Annotated in this window: 14 protein-coding genes; 3 read left to right on the top strand and 11 right to left on the bottom strand. The window is 61.5% G+C overall.

Annotated elements, in window-relative coordinates:
- The first annotated feature begins 144 nt into the window (after positions 1-144).
- Entirely contained in the window at positions 145-882 is a 738-nt protein-coding gene (locus U862_RS0107755; protein WP_025109859.1) for a TorF family putative porin, read from the top strand.
- A gap of 215 nt (positions 883-1,097) precedes the next feature.
- On the top strand, positions 1,098-2,756 hold the full coding sequence (locus U862_RS0107750; RefSeq protein ID WP_025109858.1) for a phosphoethanolamine transferase: 1,659 nt from the start codon (positions 1,098-1,100) through the stop codon (positions 2,754-2,756).
- Between the two features lie 129 nt (positions 2,757-2,885).
- Here the strand turns inward: U862_RS0107750 and U862_RS0107745 are convergent, their stop codons facing one another.
- The 11 genes from U862_RS0107745 to U862_RS0107695 form a co-directional block, all read right to left on the bottom strand.
- Entirely contained in the window at positions 2,886-3,164 is a 279-nt protein-coding gene (locus tag U862_RS0107745; protein WP_025109857.1) for a DUF971 domain-containing protein, read from the bottom strand.
- Positions 3,161-4,123 (bottom strand): HEAT repeat domain-containing protein, encoded by a 963-nt coding sequence (locus U862_RS0107740; protein ID WP_025109856.1) that lies wholly within the window; start codon positions 4,121-4,123, stop codon positions 3,161-3,163. Before U862_RS0107740 ends, U862_RS0107745 begins: the two co-directional genes overlap by 4 nt.
- The gene (locus tag U862_RS0107735) at positions 4,120-4,968 is read right to left on the bottom strand and encodes an ABC transporter ATP-binding protein (RefSeq protein ID WP_025109855.1); all 849 of its coding nucleotides are present in this window, start codon (positions 4,966-4,968) and stop codon (positions 4,120-4,122) included. Before U862_RS0107735 ends, U862_RS0107740 begins: the two co-directional genes overlap by 4 nt.
- Complete coding sequence (locus U862_RS0107730; RefSeq protein WP_025109854.1) at positions 4,968-5,750, bottom strand: ABC transporter permease; 783 nt, start codon at positions 5,748-5,750, stop codon at positions 4,968-4,970. The genes U862_RS0107735 and U862_RS0107730 overlap by 1 nt, the downstream gene beginning before the upstream one ends.
- A gap of 76 nt (positions 5,751-5,826) precedes the next feature.
- Positions 5,827-7,230, bottom strand: coding sequence for an ABC transporter substrate-binding protein (locus tag U862_RS0107725; RefSeq protein ID WP_025109853.1), 1,404 nt, complete (start codon positions 7,228-7,230; stop codon positions 5,827-5,829).
- 237 nt (positions 7,231-7,467) lie between these two features.
- Entirely contained in the window at positions 7,468-7,713 is a 246-nt protein-coding gene (locus U862_RS0107720; RefSeq protein WP_003225615.1) for a ferredoxin family protein, read from the bottom strand.
- Between the two features lie 27 nt (positions 7,714-7,740).
- Entirely contained in the window at positions 7,741-9,471 is a 1,731-nt protein-coding gene (locus tag U862_RS0107715; protein ID WP_025109852.1) for a fumarate reductase/succinate dehydrogenase flavoprotein subunit, read from the bottom strand.
- A 2-nt stretch (positions 9,472-9,473) separates the two neighbouring features.
- The gene (locus U862_RS0107710; RefSeq protein ID WP_025109851.1) at positions 9,474-10,220 is read right to left on the bottom strand and encodes a GntR family transcriptional regulator; all 747 of its coding nucleotides are present in this window, start codon (positions 10,218-10,220) and stop codon (positions 9,474-9,476) included.
- A gap of 574 nt (positions 10,221-10,794) precedes the next feature.
- Positions 10,795-11,763: a Gfo/Idh/MocA family protein gene (locus U862_RS0107705; RefSeq protein WP_025109850.1), complete on the bottom strand. Its 969-nt coding sequence runs from the start codon at positions 11,761-11,763 to the stop codon at positions 10,795-10,797.
- A gap of 29 nt (positions 11,764-11,792) precedes the next feature.
- Positions 11,793-12,680 (bottom strand): Dyp-type peroxidase, encoded by an 888-nt coding sequence (locus U862_RS0107700; RefSeq protein WP_025109849.1) that lies wholly within the window; start codon positions 12,678-12,680, stop codon positions 11,793-11,795.
- Positions 12,681-12,764: 84 nt separating this feature from the next.
- Positions 12,765-13,805: an AraC family transcriptional regulator gene (locus U862_RS0107695; RefSeq protein WP_025109848.1), complete on the bottom strand. Its 1,041-nt coding sequence runs from the start codon at positions 13,803-13,805 to the stop codon at positions 12,765-12,767.
- Positions 13,806-14,014: 209 nt separating this feature from the next.
- Between U862_RS0107695 and U862_RS0107690 the strand changes: the two genes are divergently transcribed.
- On the top strand, positions 14,015-14,962 hold the full coding sequence (locus U862_RS0107690) for a transporter (RefSeq protein WP_025109847.1): 948 nt from the start codon (positions 14,015-14,017) through the stop codon (positions 14,960-14,962).
- Positions 14,963-15,017: the final 55 nt, after the last annotated feature.

The following is a 15,017-nucleotide window of genomic DNA, read 5'->3' as shown; positions in this document are numbered from 1 at the left end:
GGCGTATCAGTCGCCATCAATGCTGAATGAACCACCGCTTTCGCGAGCAGGCTCGCTCCCACAGGGACTGTGAGGGTGGCCGAGATTGCATTCCCTCCACAGTTTTCGTACTGCCCAAAAATAATCACAACATCGGGACTTCACATGAAAGCCTTGCCCCTGTTCGCCCTGAGCTTTTTCAGCCTGCTGCCCTTGAGCGGCCACGCAATTCCCTTGAACGACGACTTCGCCATGCTGATCGACCTGACGCTGGCCAGCGACTACCGCACCCGTGGCATCTCGCAAACTCAAAATGACCCGGCCGTGCAGGCCGGCCTGACCCTGGCCCACAGCAGCGGCCTGTACGTGGGGGCCTGGAGTTCCAACGTCGATTTCGGCGACGGGCTGAAAACCCGTCAGGAAGTCGATTACTACGCCGGCTGGCTGTGGCAGGCGACCGAGGATGTCAGCCTCGATCTGGGCTACATCAAGTACGCCTATCCCAAAGAAAGTCAGTTCAACCAGAGCGAGGTCTACGGAATTCTCGGCGTCTACGGGGTGAAGCTGGCGGCGTATTACTCCAGCGATGCGCCGGGAATCGACAGCAAACAGAGCTCGCTCTACAGCTATATCGGTTATGAAACCGAGCTGCCGTACGATTCGGGGCTGAAGCTGCGTTACGGCAACATGGACTTCAAGGACCCGCACCTGTACTCGGCGTCCGGGCATGGCGAGGACAGCTACCGCGAATGGGAGGTCAAACTGACCCACAACCTGGCCGGGGTGGTGTTGGGCCTGAGCTACATCGACACCGACCTGTCGCAGAGCCAGTGCCTGAGCAATTGGGGCTTCAAGGATGTGTGCACGGCGACGGTGGTGGCGAGCGTGAGTAAATCCTTCTGACCCACCCTTGTAGGAGTGAGCCTGCTCGCGATGGCGGAGTGTCATTGAACAATGAGGTCGGCTGACACACCGCCATCGCGAGCAAGCCCGCTCCCACAGGTTTAGATCTGTGTCGGGCCTTTGTTACAGGATGTTTACAAGATTTTTACCATTGTTCTTCTACAGTTACGCGCGTAACCGTATGTGTTTTCTATTCGTGTAGAGGAATGTTGGTAATGGCTTTGGGCAAAGGACTGCGTTTACCGTCCATCACTTCAACCCGTCTGGTGCTGCTGTTTTCCCTGGCACTGGTGGCGCTGTACAACCTGGCAACCTGGAAGGCGCTGGGGACGCTGATCACCCTGCAAGGCGCGCACAGACTGGCGTTTTTCGCTTCGTTCGGACTGTTCCTGTGGGCCGCCATCAGCCTGTTGCTGACCCTGGTGTCGTTTCGCTGGACGCTGAAACCGGCGCTCACCGTGGTCGCCCTGCTCTCGGCCTGCGCCGCGTATTTCATGAACGAATACGGGATCACCATCGACACGGTGATGATCCAGAACGTGTTCGAAACCAACCCCGACGAAGCCGCTGCGCTGTTCAACGGCAAGCTGCTGGCCTACGTGCTGCTGCTCGGCGTGCTGCCGGCGGCGCTGATCTGGCGTTGGCCGGTGAGTTATCGACCGTTCTTTCGCGGCCTGCTCAACAAGGTGCTGGTGATCGCCGCCTGCGTGCTGGTGATCGGTGCCTCGGTGGGCGCGTTCTACTCGACCTACGCGCCGATCTTCCGTGAAGAAGACAAGCTCACCCACTTCATCAATCCGACCAACTACATCTACGCCATCAGCAAGTACACCAAACAGCGCCTGGGCATCAAAAAGCACTTTGTGGTGCAGGCCATCGGTGAAGACGCGGTGATGAGCGCCAAAGCCGCAGGCCGCGAGAAGAAGTCGCTGATGGTCTTCGTGGTCGGCGAAACCGCCCGCGCCGATCACTTCTCGCTGAACGGTTATGCGCGCGAGACCAACCCCGAGCTGAGCAAGCTGGACATCCTCAACTTCACCCAGGTGCACTCCTGCGGCACGTCCACGGCGGTGTCGGTGCCGTGCATGTTCTCGATGTTCCCGCGTGAGGACTACAGCGACAAGAAAGGCAAAACCTACGAAGGCCTGCTCGACATCCTGCAACGCGCCGGCGTGCAGGTGCTGTGGCTGGACAACAACAGTGACTGCAAGGGCACCTGCCTGCGCGTGCCGCACCGCGACATCGCGAAGAACCAGCCGGGGCCGTTCTGCGACGGCAACAACTGCCTGGACGAGGCGCTGCTGGCCGATCTGCAGAACTACATCGACAGCCTCAAGGGCCACGCGATCATCGTTCTGCACGCCGACGGCAGCCACGGCCCGGAATACTACGAGCGTTATCCCAAGGAGATGGAACGCTTCAAACCTATCTGCCACACCAACCAGTTGGGCAGTTGCAGCCGCGATGAACTGGTCAACGTGTACGACAACACGATCCTTTATACCGACCACTTCCTCGCCAGGGTGATCGAGTTGCTCAAGCGCAATCAGGACACGCTGGATACGTCGATGGTGTATGTCTCCGACCACGGCGAATCACTGGGCGAGAATGGGCTGTACCTGCACGCGGCGCCGTATGCACTGGCGCCCGAAGCGCAGACCCATGTGCCGATGGTGATGTGGTTTGGTGACACCACGCTGGCCCATGAAGGGATTGATCGCGGTTGTCTGCAAGGCAAGACCGGCCAGGCAGACCTGAGCCATGACAACCTGTTCCATTCGGTGCTGGGGTTGTTTGAGGTGAAGACGGCGCTCTATCAGCCGGGGCTGGATATTTTCCAGGGCTGCAAACCGTCGATGACTGCTGCGCAATAACCCTGAGAGTGCACAGATCCTCTGTGGGAGCGGGCTTGCTCGCGAATGCGGCGCATCAGTCGCCATCGATTTTGACTGACCCACCGCATTCGCGAGCAAGCCCGCTCCCACATTTGGATATTTCTTGGGTCAAGGGTTGAGTTGTGCCAGATAAGCCCACGGATAGATCCCGCGCTGGTGACCGTCGCTGAACACCAGTTGCACGCCGTAGCCCTGCGGGTTGATCTCGATCAGGCGCACCCGGTCATCGACCCGCGGAGTCAGCCTTTTCAGGCGGAACGCACGGCACTGCGAGCACGGGCACTGGCGGCGCAGGTCGGCGTGGTTGAGCACCGATTCACGCCCGTCCGGCCAGCTCAGGCGCAGCGTCTGCGCGCTCTGCGAGTTACCCACCGACAGCGGACTCATTGCAGCTGACTCAAGGCAATCCGCACCGCTTTGCGCACTTCCGGATCGCCGTCGTCCTGCGCCGCCTGCAACGCCGCTACCGCGCCGCGATCATTCAGTTCACCGAGGGCCAGCGCGGCTTCCTTGCGCAGGTTGCTGATGCGGTGGCCGAGGGTCTCGATCAGGGCGTCCAGTGCCGGTGCAAAGCGCAAGCGACCCAGGCTGCGGGTGGCACGCAGGCGTACTTGCCAGTAGTCATCGCCCAACGCTTCGATCAACGCCGGGCCGGCGTCGCTGTGGCCGACTTTACCCAAAGTAGTCGCGGCTTCTTCGCGCACCTGCCAGGCGAGATCCTGCAAGGCCTGGCGCAGCGCCGGCAAAACTTCGGCGCTGGAGGCCAGGCCCAAAGCACCGGTGGCAGCGCGGCGCACTTCGGTGTCCGGATCATCACTGGCCAACCGCGCCAATGCCGGCAACGCGTCGAACTGTTTGAGCCAACCCAGCACGCCGACGGCTTCGCGACGTACGTTGGCGTCGGCATCATCGAGTGCCGCGACAGCAGCAGGCGCGGCGGCGGCGAAACGCAACTCGCGCAAGGCGCGGAATGCGGCGATCCGCACCGCGACTTCAGCGTGCCCGGTCCACGGCAGAATCACCCGGCCCGCGCCTTCGCTCTTGAGCAGGCTCAGGCTTTGCGCAGCAGCCGATTGCACGGCCGGCGATGGATCGGTCAGCGCTACACACAGGGCTTGAACCACGGATTCGTCTTCCCAGGCCTCCAGCAACCGCGCAGCTTCAGCGCGGACGTCTTCGGCGGGATCCCGGCCCAGGCGATCAACCAGCCAGAGCAGGCCATCGGGCTCTTCCAGATCCGCCAGATCAATCAGCGCAATACGCCGCACGCCGGCATCGTCGGCGGTCAGGCGCGGTTGCAGGGCGAGGATTTCATCGTTATCGGTCACAGCAAAAATAGAGGTCATAGGGCAAATCGCGGCAAGGGGGTTTCGGGAGGCAGGCCGAGCGGATTGAGGCGCGGCAGCGGTCGGTCGTTGTCGTGGCGCAGCAGGTCGAGGCAATGGCGCTTGAGGCGAGAAAACTCGGCGCTGGTCACTAGCTCAGTGGTGCGCGGACGCGGGAAGTCCAGGCGCAGGTCTTCGATGATTCGTCCCGGGCGCGCGCTCATCACCAGCAAGCGGTCGGCGAGGAACAGCGCCTCGTCGATGTCGTGGGTGACGAACACCACCGTGGTGCGAATCCGTGTCCAGATGTCCAGCAGCAGTTCCTGCATGTTCAGGCGGGTCAAGGCATCCAGCGCGCCGAACGGCTCGTCCATCAGCAGAAGGCGCGGGCGGTTGACCAGCACCCGGGCGATTTCCACCCGCTGCTGCATGCCGCCGGAAAGCTGATCTGGCCAGCGTTCGGCAAAGCCGTCGAGGCCGACCAGTTTAAGCAGGTCGTCAGCGGCACGATGACGCGCGGTTTTGCCGATGCCGCGCATCTTCAGGCCGAAGGCGACGTTGTCGCGCACCGTGCGCCACGGGAACAGCGTGTGATGCTGGAACACCATGCCGCGTTGCGGCGACGGCCCGGACACCTCGCCGCCATCGACTTTCAGGCTGCCGGTGTGCGCACTCAAGTGTCCGGCGAGTGCGCCGAGCAGGGTCGATTTACCGCAACCGGACGGGCCGAGAATGCACACGAACTGGCCCGGTTCGATCTGGCAATCCAGACCTTGTACCGCTTCGAACGCTTGCCGGCCTTCACCGAGAATGATCGATAACTGGCGAATATCGATCCGCCCTTCCGGGTTTTGCATCGCGCTCATCAGGCTTTTCCTCGTGGTCGGTGCCAAGGCGTGAACAGCCCGCCCAGACGCTTGATCAACAGACTGCTGCCCATGCCCAACACGCCGATCAGCAACATGCCGACGACGATGTCGGCGTAGTTCTGAATGGTGTAGGACTCCCACGTGTAGTAGCCGATGCCAAACTGGCCGGAGATCATCTCGGCGGTGACCAGACAGAACCACGAGGTGCCCATGCCGATGGCGAGGCCGGTGATGATGCTCGGCGCAGCCCCCGGCAAAATCACTTCGAGCAAGATCGCCCGACGCCCTGCCCCGAGGCTTTTCGCCGAGGCAATCAAGCGTGGATCGACGCTCTCCACACCGTGCACGGTGTTGAGCAGGATCGGGAACAGCGCGCCGGTGAAGGTGATGAACACCATCGACAGCTCCGACGACGGAAACATCAGGATTGCCAGCGGAATCCACGCCACCGCCGGAATCGGCCGCAGCACTTCCAGCGGTGGCAGCAACAGATCTTCGGCCCATTTCGAGCGGCCGATGGCCAGGCCCAAAGCGATGCCGATCACCAGCGCGGCGAGGTAGCCGGCGAAGACGCGGCCGAGGCTGGCGGTCAGGTGCTGGATGAGCTTGCCGGAGTCGCCGAGGCCGAGGGCGGCTTCGACCACGGCCAACGGGGTTGGCACGTTGGCGAAGGTGACGAGGCCAAGGTTCCAGTGGTGGCTGGCGGCGAGTTGCCAGAACAGCAGGCAGAGCAGCAGTGACGCCGCTCTCGGAACCCAGCGTGGGATGGATCGGAACATGAATTTTCCTCTCAACCCAGATCCCCTGTGGGAGGGGGCTTGCTCCCTCCCACAGTTGACCGAGGTGTTCTGTGGGTTAACGCGTGGCCACAGCCTGGGTGGTGGCATCGGTAAAGTCGAAGACCTTGCCGCCCTGCGCCGCCGCAAACTGCTGCGCCTGGCCTTTGAGCAGGAACGCACTCAGGCGGCCCTTGGCATCGCTGGCAAACCACGCCTGATCGGCGAGCAGCTTGATCCCGCTGTCACTCGCCTGCGCATACACGGCGCGGATGTTTTTGCCTTCCTGTTTCAAAGCGGCGAGCGCGGTGAAGGCCGATTCGGCGCAGGCGTACTGGCGCACCTTGTCTTCGCCGCGCACCCAGATTTCGGCGACGTGGCTGACATCAGTGATGGCTTTGCCCGTCGCGGCATCCGTAGCCTTCAGTGGGGTCTGCGCGTAGTTGGCGAGTTGCGCGGTGTAATCCAGATTCGACGCCTTGAAAGCCGCGCGGATGTACTGATCGTCGATGAAGGTGTTCAGGTCTAGGCCGCGATCGGCTTTTTTCAGCAACTTCAGGGTGTCGATGGCGGTGCCCACTGCCTGACGGTATTCCGGCTTCCAGCTCAGGTCGCGGGTCTGCACGCCCAGCGGGCCGTGGAACAGGTAGTTGACCTCGGCATCGACGCCGGTGACTTTGGCGATCAACTCGCTGTACTTCTCAGGCTCGGCGGCCAGCAACTGATTGGCCTCGATACTCGCCCGCAGGTAGGCGACGACGATCTCCGGGTACTGTTTCGCGTAGGCCTGATCCACCAGTGCACCGTGGAACGTCGGCGCGTTGGCCTGGGCGCCGTCGTAGATCTTGCGGGCGAAACCACGGCTGGGGAACAGTTCGGCAAACGGCACGAAATCGGCGTGGGCGTCGATCTTGCCGGCCTGCAACGCCGAGCCGGCGACTTCCGGTGGCTGGGCAATGATGTTCACATCTTTGAGCGGGTCCCAGCCCTGCTCGGCCACGGCGCGCAGCAACATGCCGTGGGCTGTCGAGGCGAATGGCACCGAGATGGTCTTGCCTTTGAGTTCGCTCAGCGCCTGCACACCGGACGCGCTCGGCACAACGATGCCGTTGCCGCTACCCTTGATGCTGCCCGACAGCACGCTGATAAACAGGCTGCGCTTGCCGGCGGTCTCGAACGCCACACCATTGAACGCCCCGGGGAAATCGGCCATGGCACCGAAGTCGAGTTTGCCGGCGACCATCTCGTTGGTCAGCGGTGCACCACTGGTGAAGTTTTTCCACTGCACGTCGTACTTCGCATCTTTGTAGGCGCCGTCGTGCGGCAGGTATTTGTCGAGCAGACCGAGTTCACGAATCAACAGACCGCCAGCGGCGCAGTTGATGGTGGTGTCCTGGGTGCCGATGGCGATGCGAATGGTTTCGGCCGAGGCCGACAAGGACAATGAAGCCAGTACCAGACCGGCGATTGCTGCACGCAACATGGTGTGTTTCCCCTCGAATCATTGATTGGATGTTCGTCTCCGCCGCGATCAGGGCGCGGTGGGAAACGAGGGGGTGTCGGGTGAATTCGGCGTCCGGTGTTTCCGGATGGCTTTTGGGCTGTCCGTGGGCCTCTTCGCGAGCAGGCTCGCTCCCACAGGACTTTCGGTGTACTCACTATTTGCGGTTGGCTTCCATCCACTGTGGAAGCGAGCCTGCTCGCGAAAGCGGACTACTGGTCAACGCAATAAATAAGGGATGTCGACTTTGACGGCACCGGTCGGGCAGTCTTTTTCGCAAGGCATGCAGTACCAGCATTCGTCGAAGGCCATGTAGGCCTTTTGCGTGGCCGGGTTGATCGCCAACAAGTCCATCGGGCAGACGTCGACGCACACGGTGCAGCCCTTTTCGGCAATGCATTTGTCCTCATCCACGGTGACCGGGGCGTTGGAGCGGAAGAAGATTTCCTGGGCTTGATAGGCCATGGTTCGGGCTCTCTGAGAATTGATGTATCAAGCGGCGAAAGCGCCCACCCGCAAGCGGTCGTAGGCCTGCATTTCTTCGGCATCAAGCGGAATGATGTACGGCTCGACGGGCTTCTTGAAACTGGTCATCCGGCCGTCTTCACCCTTCTTCAAGTGACAGTGGCAGAACCATTCACTGTCGTTGCGCTGAGGGTGATCAACCCGATAGTGGTACAGGCCCCAACGGCTCTCGGCGCGGAACAGCGAAGCGCGCGCGGCCATTTCGGCGCAGTCGCGGATCACGCTGGTTTCCATCGCGCGCATCAGTTCGTGGGCGTTGCTGGCTTTCATCTGATCGAGGTCGCGTTCGATGTCGCTGAAGCGCTGCAAGCCGATCTGCATCTTCCTGGTCACTTTCGGCGGTTGCAGGTAGTCGTTGACGAAACGCCGCAGCTTGTACTCGACCTGCGCCGGTGGCAGGCCGTGCTCGCGATCGAGCGGTGCGTAGACTCGGGCTTTTTCCTTTTCGATCTGCCCCGTGTCCAGCGCAGAAAATTCGCGCCCGGCGACGAAGTCTGCCGCGTTGTGCCCGGCAAACCAGCCGTAGGTGAATGCGCCGAGCATGTAGTTGTGCGGCACCGCAGCCATGTCGCCCGCCGAGTACAAGCCTTTCACCGACGTCTCGGCTCGTTCGTTGACCCACACCCCGGACGCCGAGTGACCGCTGCAAAAACCGATCTCCGAGATGTGCATCTCGACCATCTGCGTGCGGTAATCGGTGCCACGATTGGCGTGGAACTGGCCACGACTCGGGCGTTCGTTGCTGTGCAGGATTTCCTCGATGTTCTGGATGGTTTCCTCGGCCAGGTGATCGAGTTTGAGGAACACCGGGCCGTTGCCGCTTTCCAGTTCCTGATGGAACTCCCACATCATCTGCCCGCTCCAGTAGTCGCACTCGATGAAGCGTTCGCCCTTGTTGTTGGCGGTGTAGCCACCCAAGGGGCCGGTGACGTAGGCGCAGGCCGGGCCGTTGTAGTCCTTGATCAACGGGTTGATCTGGAAGCATTCGAGGTTCGCCAGCTCGGCCCCGGCGTGATACGCCATCGCGTAGCCGTCGCCGGCATTGGTCGGATTTTCGTAGGTGCCCATCAGGTAGCCCGAGGACGGCAACCCCAGACGACCGGCCGCGCCGCACGCGAGGATCACCGCCTTGGCCTTGATCACATGGAAGTCGGCGGTGCGGCAATCGAAACCCATCACGCCGTTGACGGTGCCCTCCTCGTCGGTCAGCAAACGGGTGCAGACCAGGCGATTGGTGATGCTCACCCGCGCGCGTTTCAACTGGCGGTAAAGGACTTTCTTGATGTCATGCCCTTCCGGCATCGGCAGCACATAGGCGCCCATGTGGTGGACTTTTTTCACCGCATAATCGCCGGTCTCGTCCTTCTCGAACTTCACGCCCCAGCGATCCAGTTGCTCGATGGTTTCAAAGCTGTGCGTCGCGTAGGCGTAGACCGCCGCCTGATTGACGATGCCGTCGTTGGCGATGGTGATTTCCTTGGTGTACTGCTCAGGCGTCGAGTGGCCGGGGATGATCGCGTTGTTCAGGCCGTCCATGCCCATGCTGATCGCGCCGCTGCGTTTGACGTTGGCCTTGTCCACCAGCAGCACGCGCAGCTCCTTGTTTTTTTCCTTGGCCTTGATCGCGGCCATCGGGCCAGCGGTGCCGCCGCCGATCACGACGATGTCGTATTCCTGTTCCAGGGTGTTGTGCGTCATGGTCAGGCCCCTTTTTGCCGGTCGATCCGCAGGCGGTACTGGAACGCATCGCCACGGTAGTACAGGTGTTCGAAGTCCAGCGGCTGGCCGTTGGCGTCGTGGGTCAGACGTTCGATGCGCATGATCGGCGAACCGGCCTCGACGTTCAGCGCCTGGGTCAGGTCGCTGTCGGCGAGTACCGCGTCGATGGCCAGATCGGCGTGGCCGAGGGCGATGCCGCAGTCGTTTTCGAGGATCAGGAAGATGTCGCGCGTGACCAGATCAGCCTTCTCCAGTCGCTCACCGATGGCTTTGGGCAGGTAGGTGATTTCCAGCGAAATCGGCTCACGGTTGATCAGCCGGACGCGTTTGATCTGCGCCACGGTCTCGCCTTCGGCGACTTGCAGACGCTCGGCCACACGTTTGTCGGCGGGGATGAATTTGAAGCTGCGCAGGCGGTTGATCACCTCGTAGCCACGCCCGGTCATGGACTCGGCGAGGCCTTGCAGGCTGCTGACGTTCTGGAAGGTTTTCGGCTTGGCGACGAAGGTGCCCTTGCCGTGGATCTTGAAGATCAAGCCTTCTTTCTGCAGATCACCCAACGCCTGGCGCACGGTGATGCGGCTGACTTTGAACAGCGCGCCGAGCTCGCTTTCGGAGGGCATCTGGCTGTCTTGCGGGTATTCACCATCGAGAATGCGTGCGCGCAGGACATCGCGCAACTGGGTGTGCAGCGGAACACTGCTCAGGGAAAGTACGTTATCGGTCATCAGGGATCACTTGTCATAACGAGTTATGACGTGATCTTAGAGACGTTATGACAAGCTTGAGAAATATTGTTTGGGCATAACCTTAGATGCAGGACACACCACCAAATCCACAGGGGTTTTGTGGTGTGTCAGAGGTCGAGTGTGTGGCTTGGTGCCTTGGAGCAAAGTGCAGGAGCTGCCTGGAATACAGTTCCCCTGTGAGAGGGGGCTTGCTCCCGAAGGCGGTGGGTCAGCCGACATCATCGGTGAATGACACTCCGCTTTCGTGAGCAAGCCCACTCCCACAGGGTTTTGTGGTGTGTCAGGGGTCGAGTGTGTGGCTTGTTGCCTCGGAGCAAAGTGCAGGAGCTGTCTGGAATACAGATTCCTGTGGGAGGGGGCTTGCTCCCGAAGGCGGTGGGTCAGCGACATCATCGGTGAATGGCACACCGCTTTCGTGAGCAAGCCCACTCCCACAGGGGGCTTGTGGTGTGTCAGGGGTCGAGTGTGTGGCTTGTTGCCTTGGAGCAAAGTGCAGGAGCTGCCTGGAATACAGGTGCCCTTCCACAGGGAAAGGGTGTTGTGATCAGGGGGATCAGTGGCGTTTGAGGATCTGGTCCATGACCCAGTCGGTCTTGAGGGCTTGTTCGGCGACGGCTGGATGCTTTGAATCACCCCGAATGTGTGCATTCATCCCCAACACGTGATGCCACTGAATATGCTCGTGATGCGGGATTTCCAGGCTGATCTTTTCATCGGCGAACAGCTGCACCGGATGCTCGTCAAACACCGAGAAGCCGATCCGCCCGTGGCTGCCGATAATCTCGACCCGATCCTCGCGCCGATCCGCAACAAAGTTCCAGCAGCCCATGCCCAGCGCTCCAGAGGCGAACCGCCAACAGGCGCTGACTGCGTCTTCGGCGGCATACAGACCCGCTTGCCGGGCAGTGAAGCCGGCGACTTCGACGATGTCGCCAAGCAGGTACTGGAACAGGTCAAAACCGTGGCTCGCCAAGTCGGCGAAGTAACCGCCACCGGCCACGCTCGGGTCGGTTCGCCAGTTGGTGCTGCCGTCCAGATCCGCCGCCGAGGGGGCCTTGGTCAGTGTCCAGCTCAGGTGCCGCACCTCACCGATGCGGCCCTGCGCCAGCCATTGCCGAACCTGTGCAAAGCGTGGCAACGAACGTCGATAGTAGGACACAAACAAATGCAGGCCGGCATCGGCAAACGCCTGCTGCATTTCGCGGCTTTGCCCGGCGTTCAGCGCCATCGGTTTCTCGACGCAGCAATGCTTGCCGGCGGCAGCGACTTTCAGGCTGTAGGCGTGGTGACTGTCCGGTGGCGTGGCGATGTACACCGCGTCCACCTCGGGGTCATTGATCAGCGCATCGACGTCGGTGCAGACCCGGGCGATGCCATGGCGCGCGGCGTAATCACTCGCTGCCTCCAGGCGCCGCCCCATCACCGCCACCAGCGCCGAGCCGGGCGCCTTGTAAAAAGCCGGCCCGCTCTTGCGCTCGGCGACGCTGCCGCAACCGATCATGCCCCAACGCACCACGTCCATGGTCATCCCCTCCGCTTGTTTGATAAACCTCAGCCGATACGCAGGGCGCGCAGGTCGAGGTGGCCATCCTTGAGCGGCGGGCACCAGTAGTAGCCGCCGGTGATCGGCCGGCTGATGCGATACAGGCCATCGGTGATACCGTCTTCCAGACCGCTCATTCGGCGCAGTTGCGCTTCGAAAGCATCCAGCGAGAAGCCGAAAGCGAGGAACATCAGGCCGGCGCGATCACCTTCGATCCACGGCATCGAACGGCGCACGACGAACGCTTCAGGGGCGAAGCTTTCCTGCGCGGTTCGTTTGACGTGGGCGGAGACTGGCGCGTCGTCGATCTCTTCGTTGTCGCTCAGACGACGGCCCATGATGTTGTCCTTGTCACCGGCGGACAGGTTATGGAAACCCTTCAGATCGTGCTGCCACTGCTGAATCGCGGCGAAACTGCCGCCGACCAGACCTTCACCGCCCTCGTTTTGCAGCGCTGCAGCGATAGCGGCTTCGTCGTGCGGGTTCTCGGTGCCGTCTTCGTAGCCGGTCAGGTCGTGGCCATCCTTGTGGCGGAAGGCTTCCTGAGCCTGCACCAGACGCAAGGCCGGGGCCAGCGCAACTTCGAAGGCGTTGCAGCGATTGAGCAGATCACCCCGGTCGACACCGTGCAGCCAGACCCACAGCGCGTGCTGGGTCGACGGGTTTTCCACGCCGACACCGGTCATGGCCGGAAAGCTGCGCAGGCCTTCAACCTGCACGTTGAGGGCCTTGGTCAGGGACTCACCGAAACCGACCACCGCCGACTTGCCGTCCACCAGGTTCAGCAGATTGTCGATCGCCTGCGGCAGTGCTTCTACCGATTCAAGGGCGAAAAACAGGTGACGTGCTTGCGCAGGAACTGGGGTGGCGAGGATGCCCGGCTGGTAGTAACTCATGTGAACTCCTTGGGAAAGTGCGCGGGAGTTTACCTGTAGCCGGAGGATTTGTGGGGTTGAAGCAGGCTGCGATCCTTTGATCCTCTAAATAGCGGCAGCGCTCTCGGTGCGCCACGCACTCGGGCTCATTCCCGTCCAGCGTTTGAACGCCCGACGAAAACTGCGCACGTCGCTGTAGCCGACCTCCTCGGTGATGCGCTCGATCGGCATGTCCGGATTGGCCAGCAGACTCATCGTCCGTGCCTGACGCACCTGTTCCAGTAAAGCCTCGAAGGTCAGTGCGTGCTCGGTCAGGCGGCGACGCAAGGTGCGGCTGCTCATGTTCAGGTCGCCGGCGATCTTCTCGATATGGCTGCCCCGGCTCAGGTCCCGGGCAATCGCCCGTTCCACCGCCTGAATCAGATCGAGTTTCTGGTGCACCTGCGCCGCTTCCAGCTCCAGCAAGGCCACAGCCTGACGCAGCGCCAGGGAGTGATGATTGGGCAGGTTCACGTCCAGCCACTGCGCATCGATCAGCATGCGGTTGTGCAGGCAGCCGAAGCGTACGTCTGGCCCGAGCAAGCGGTGGTATTCGCTCAGATAGTCCGGCGCGGCGTGCACGAACTCCACGGCGATCGGCTTGAATTCGCTGCCGGCCAGTGCCCGGCCATACACCAGCAGGCTGGCGAAAAACTCCTCGACGGCGAACACCTGAACTTCAGCGAACGGCAAGCGGCACTCGGCATCGAGGTGCACCTGAGCGCCCACCACATCAACACTCGACACCACGATCCCGCCAGAGGTGTGCTGATGACGAATCCCCAAGGCAAAGGCATCGCGCAAGGTCTTGCACAGCGACAACACATGCCCGAGCAGCCCCAGCGTACCCAGCACGTTCTGCGCGCCCACCCACAGACCGAGGCCCTGATTGGGCAGCACTTTGAGCGCGCGCTGAATCATCGCCACGGCCTGGCGATAGGAAATCCGTTGCGCCGGATCCTGCAGATCTTCAAGCGTGAAGCCCAGGCCACGGCACAGGCTTTCCGGGTCGATGCCCTTGTTCTGCACGACTTCGGCGAGGGTTTGCAGGAGGAACGGCGACACCAGCGCCATTTCGAAGGTCGGGTCTTGGACTTTTACGTTCATGGGGGCTGACATTCCGGATCACGCTTGATTGTTATTTTTGTAACCGGTTATGTCGAAGGAAGTTAGCACAGGGTTTGCCTACTGTCCGCAGAAGTCCCCCTAACTGTCCGCCAATACCCTGCCCCGGCGCACGCCAAGCGCTTATTTCTATGGTGCCGGGCGTTCTACGTGCGGCGCCACGTCCCACCACAATAATAACGAGGACAGCCATGAGCCCGAACCGCGCCCCACTCCCCTTGCGTCTGGCACTGACATTGCTCGGTTGCACCGCGACCCTTCCGGCCCTGGCCACCGAAGCCGGCGTCGACAACATCGGCCCCGGCACTGACGGTTTCTTCATGCTGCCGCTGGAAGTCGACAGCCTTCCGGAGAACATGGTCGCGTTCAACCTCTACTACAACCATTACAAGTCGACGAAGCTCAACATCAGTTCGTTGGGCGGCAAGGTGCCGAATGTCGACATCGAGTCCACTGCGGTCATCCCCCGCCTCGATTACCTGAGCCCGGTGCGAATGTTCGGCGGACGTCTGGCCGGCTACATCGCCCAGCCCTGGCTGAAGCAGGAAGTCTCGGTATACGGCCTCAGCGATACCCGCGAAGGCATGGGCGACACCACCGTCGCGCCGATCATCCTGTGGGACATGGGCAAAAACCTGACCCTCGGCGCCGCCCTCGAAGTCACCGTGCCCACCGGCGAATACAGCGTTGATCGGCTGGCCAACACCAGCAACAACTTCTACACCTACAAGCCATTGTTCTCCTTCACCTGGCTGCCCACCGACAAGACCGAAGTGTCGATGAAGACCACCTACAGCTTCAACGAGAAGAACAAGGACACCGATTACAAATCCGGGCAGATCTTCCACTTCGATTATTCGGCCAGTTTCAAGATCACCGACGACCTGATGCTCGGCCTCAACGGCTACTACCTCAAGCAGACCACCGACGACAAACAGTACGGCCACACCGTGCAGTTCGCCGGGCAGGATGTGGACGACGGCGTACGCGGCCAGGTGTTCGCGATAGGTCCGGCGCTGCACCTGACCTTTCTCAAGTACGCCAGCGCGGAGATTCGCTGGGCCAGGGAATTTGACGTGGAGAACCGGCCAGAGGGCGACATGCTCTGGGCCAAGGTCAGCATCCCCTACGCCTTCTGACCTGCAACGAGATGCCCCAGTGGGAGCGGGCTTGCTCGCGAATGCGCCGGTTCAG

Origin of the sequence: Pseudomonas sp. H1h (assembly GCF_000633255.1) — a bacterium.
In the GTDB taxonomy this organism is placed as follows: Bacteria; Pseudomonadota; Gammaproteobacteria; order Pseudomonadales; family Pseudomonadaceae; genus Aquipseudomonas.
Note: the sequence above shows the minus strand (reverse complement) of the source record. Positions and strands in the feature narration are given on the sequence as shown.

Bases quoted from the DNA above. Each gene is read 5' to 3' on its own strand.
- U862_RS0107705 (WP_025109850.1), bottom strand. From the start codon at position 11,763: ATGGACGTGGTGCGTTGGGGCATGATCGGTTGCGGCAGCGTCGCCGAG.
- U862_RS0107720 (WP_003225615.1), bottom strand. From the start codon at position 7,713: ATGGCCTATCAAGCCCAGGAAATCTTCTTCCGCTCCAACGCCCCGGTC.
- U862_RS0107695 (WP_025109848.1), bottom strand. From the start codon at position 13,805: ATGAACGTAAAAGTCCAAGACCCGACCTTCGAAATGGCGCTGGTGTCG.
- U862_RS0107740 (WP_025109856.1), bottom strand. From the start codon at position 4,123: ATGACCTCTATTTTTGCTGTGACCGATAACGATGAAATCCTCGCCCTG.
- U862_RS0107715 (WP_025109852.1), bottom strand. From the start codon at position 9,471: ATGACGCACAACACCCTGGAACAGGAATACGACATCGTCGTGATCGGC.
- U862_RS0107690 (WP_025109847.1), top strand. From the start codon at position 14,015: ATGAGCCCGAACCGCGCCCCACTCCCCTTGCGTCTGGCACTGACATTG.
- U862_RS0107750 (WP_025109858.1), top strand. From the start codon at position 1,098: ATGGCTTTGGGCAAAGGACTGCGTTTACCGTCCATCACTTCAACCCGT.
- U862_RS0107730 (WP_025109854.1), bottom strand. From the start codon at position 5,750: ATGTTCCGATCCATCCCACGCTGGGTTCCGAGAGCGGCGTCACTGCTG.
- U862_RS0107755 (WP_025109859.1), top strand. From the start codon at position 145: ATGAAAGCCTTGCCCCTGTTCGCCCTGAGCTTTTTCAGCCTGCTGCCC.
- U862_RS0107700 (WP_025109849.1), bottom strand. From the start codon at position 12,680: ATGAGTTACTACCAGCCGGGCATCCTCGCCACCCCAGTTCCTGCGCAA.
- U862_RS0107745 (WP_025109857.1), bottom strand. From the start codon at position 3,164: ATGAGTCCGCTGTCGGTGGGTAACTCGCAGAGCGCGCAGACGCTGCGC.
- U862_RS0107725 (WP_025109853.1), bottom strand. From the start codon at position 7,230: ATGTTGCGTGCAGCAATCGCCGGTCTGGTACTGGCTTCATTGTCCTTG.
- U862_RS0107710 (WP_025109851.1), bottom strand. From the start codon at position 10,220: ATGACCGATAACGTACTTTCCCTGAGCAGTGTTCCGCTGCACACCCAG.
- U862_RS0107735 (WP_025109855.1), bottom strand. From the start codon at position 4,968: ATGAGCGCGATGCAAAACCCGGAAGGGCGGATCGATATTCGCCAGTTA.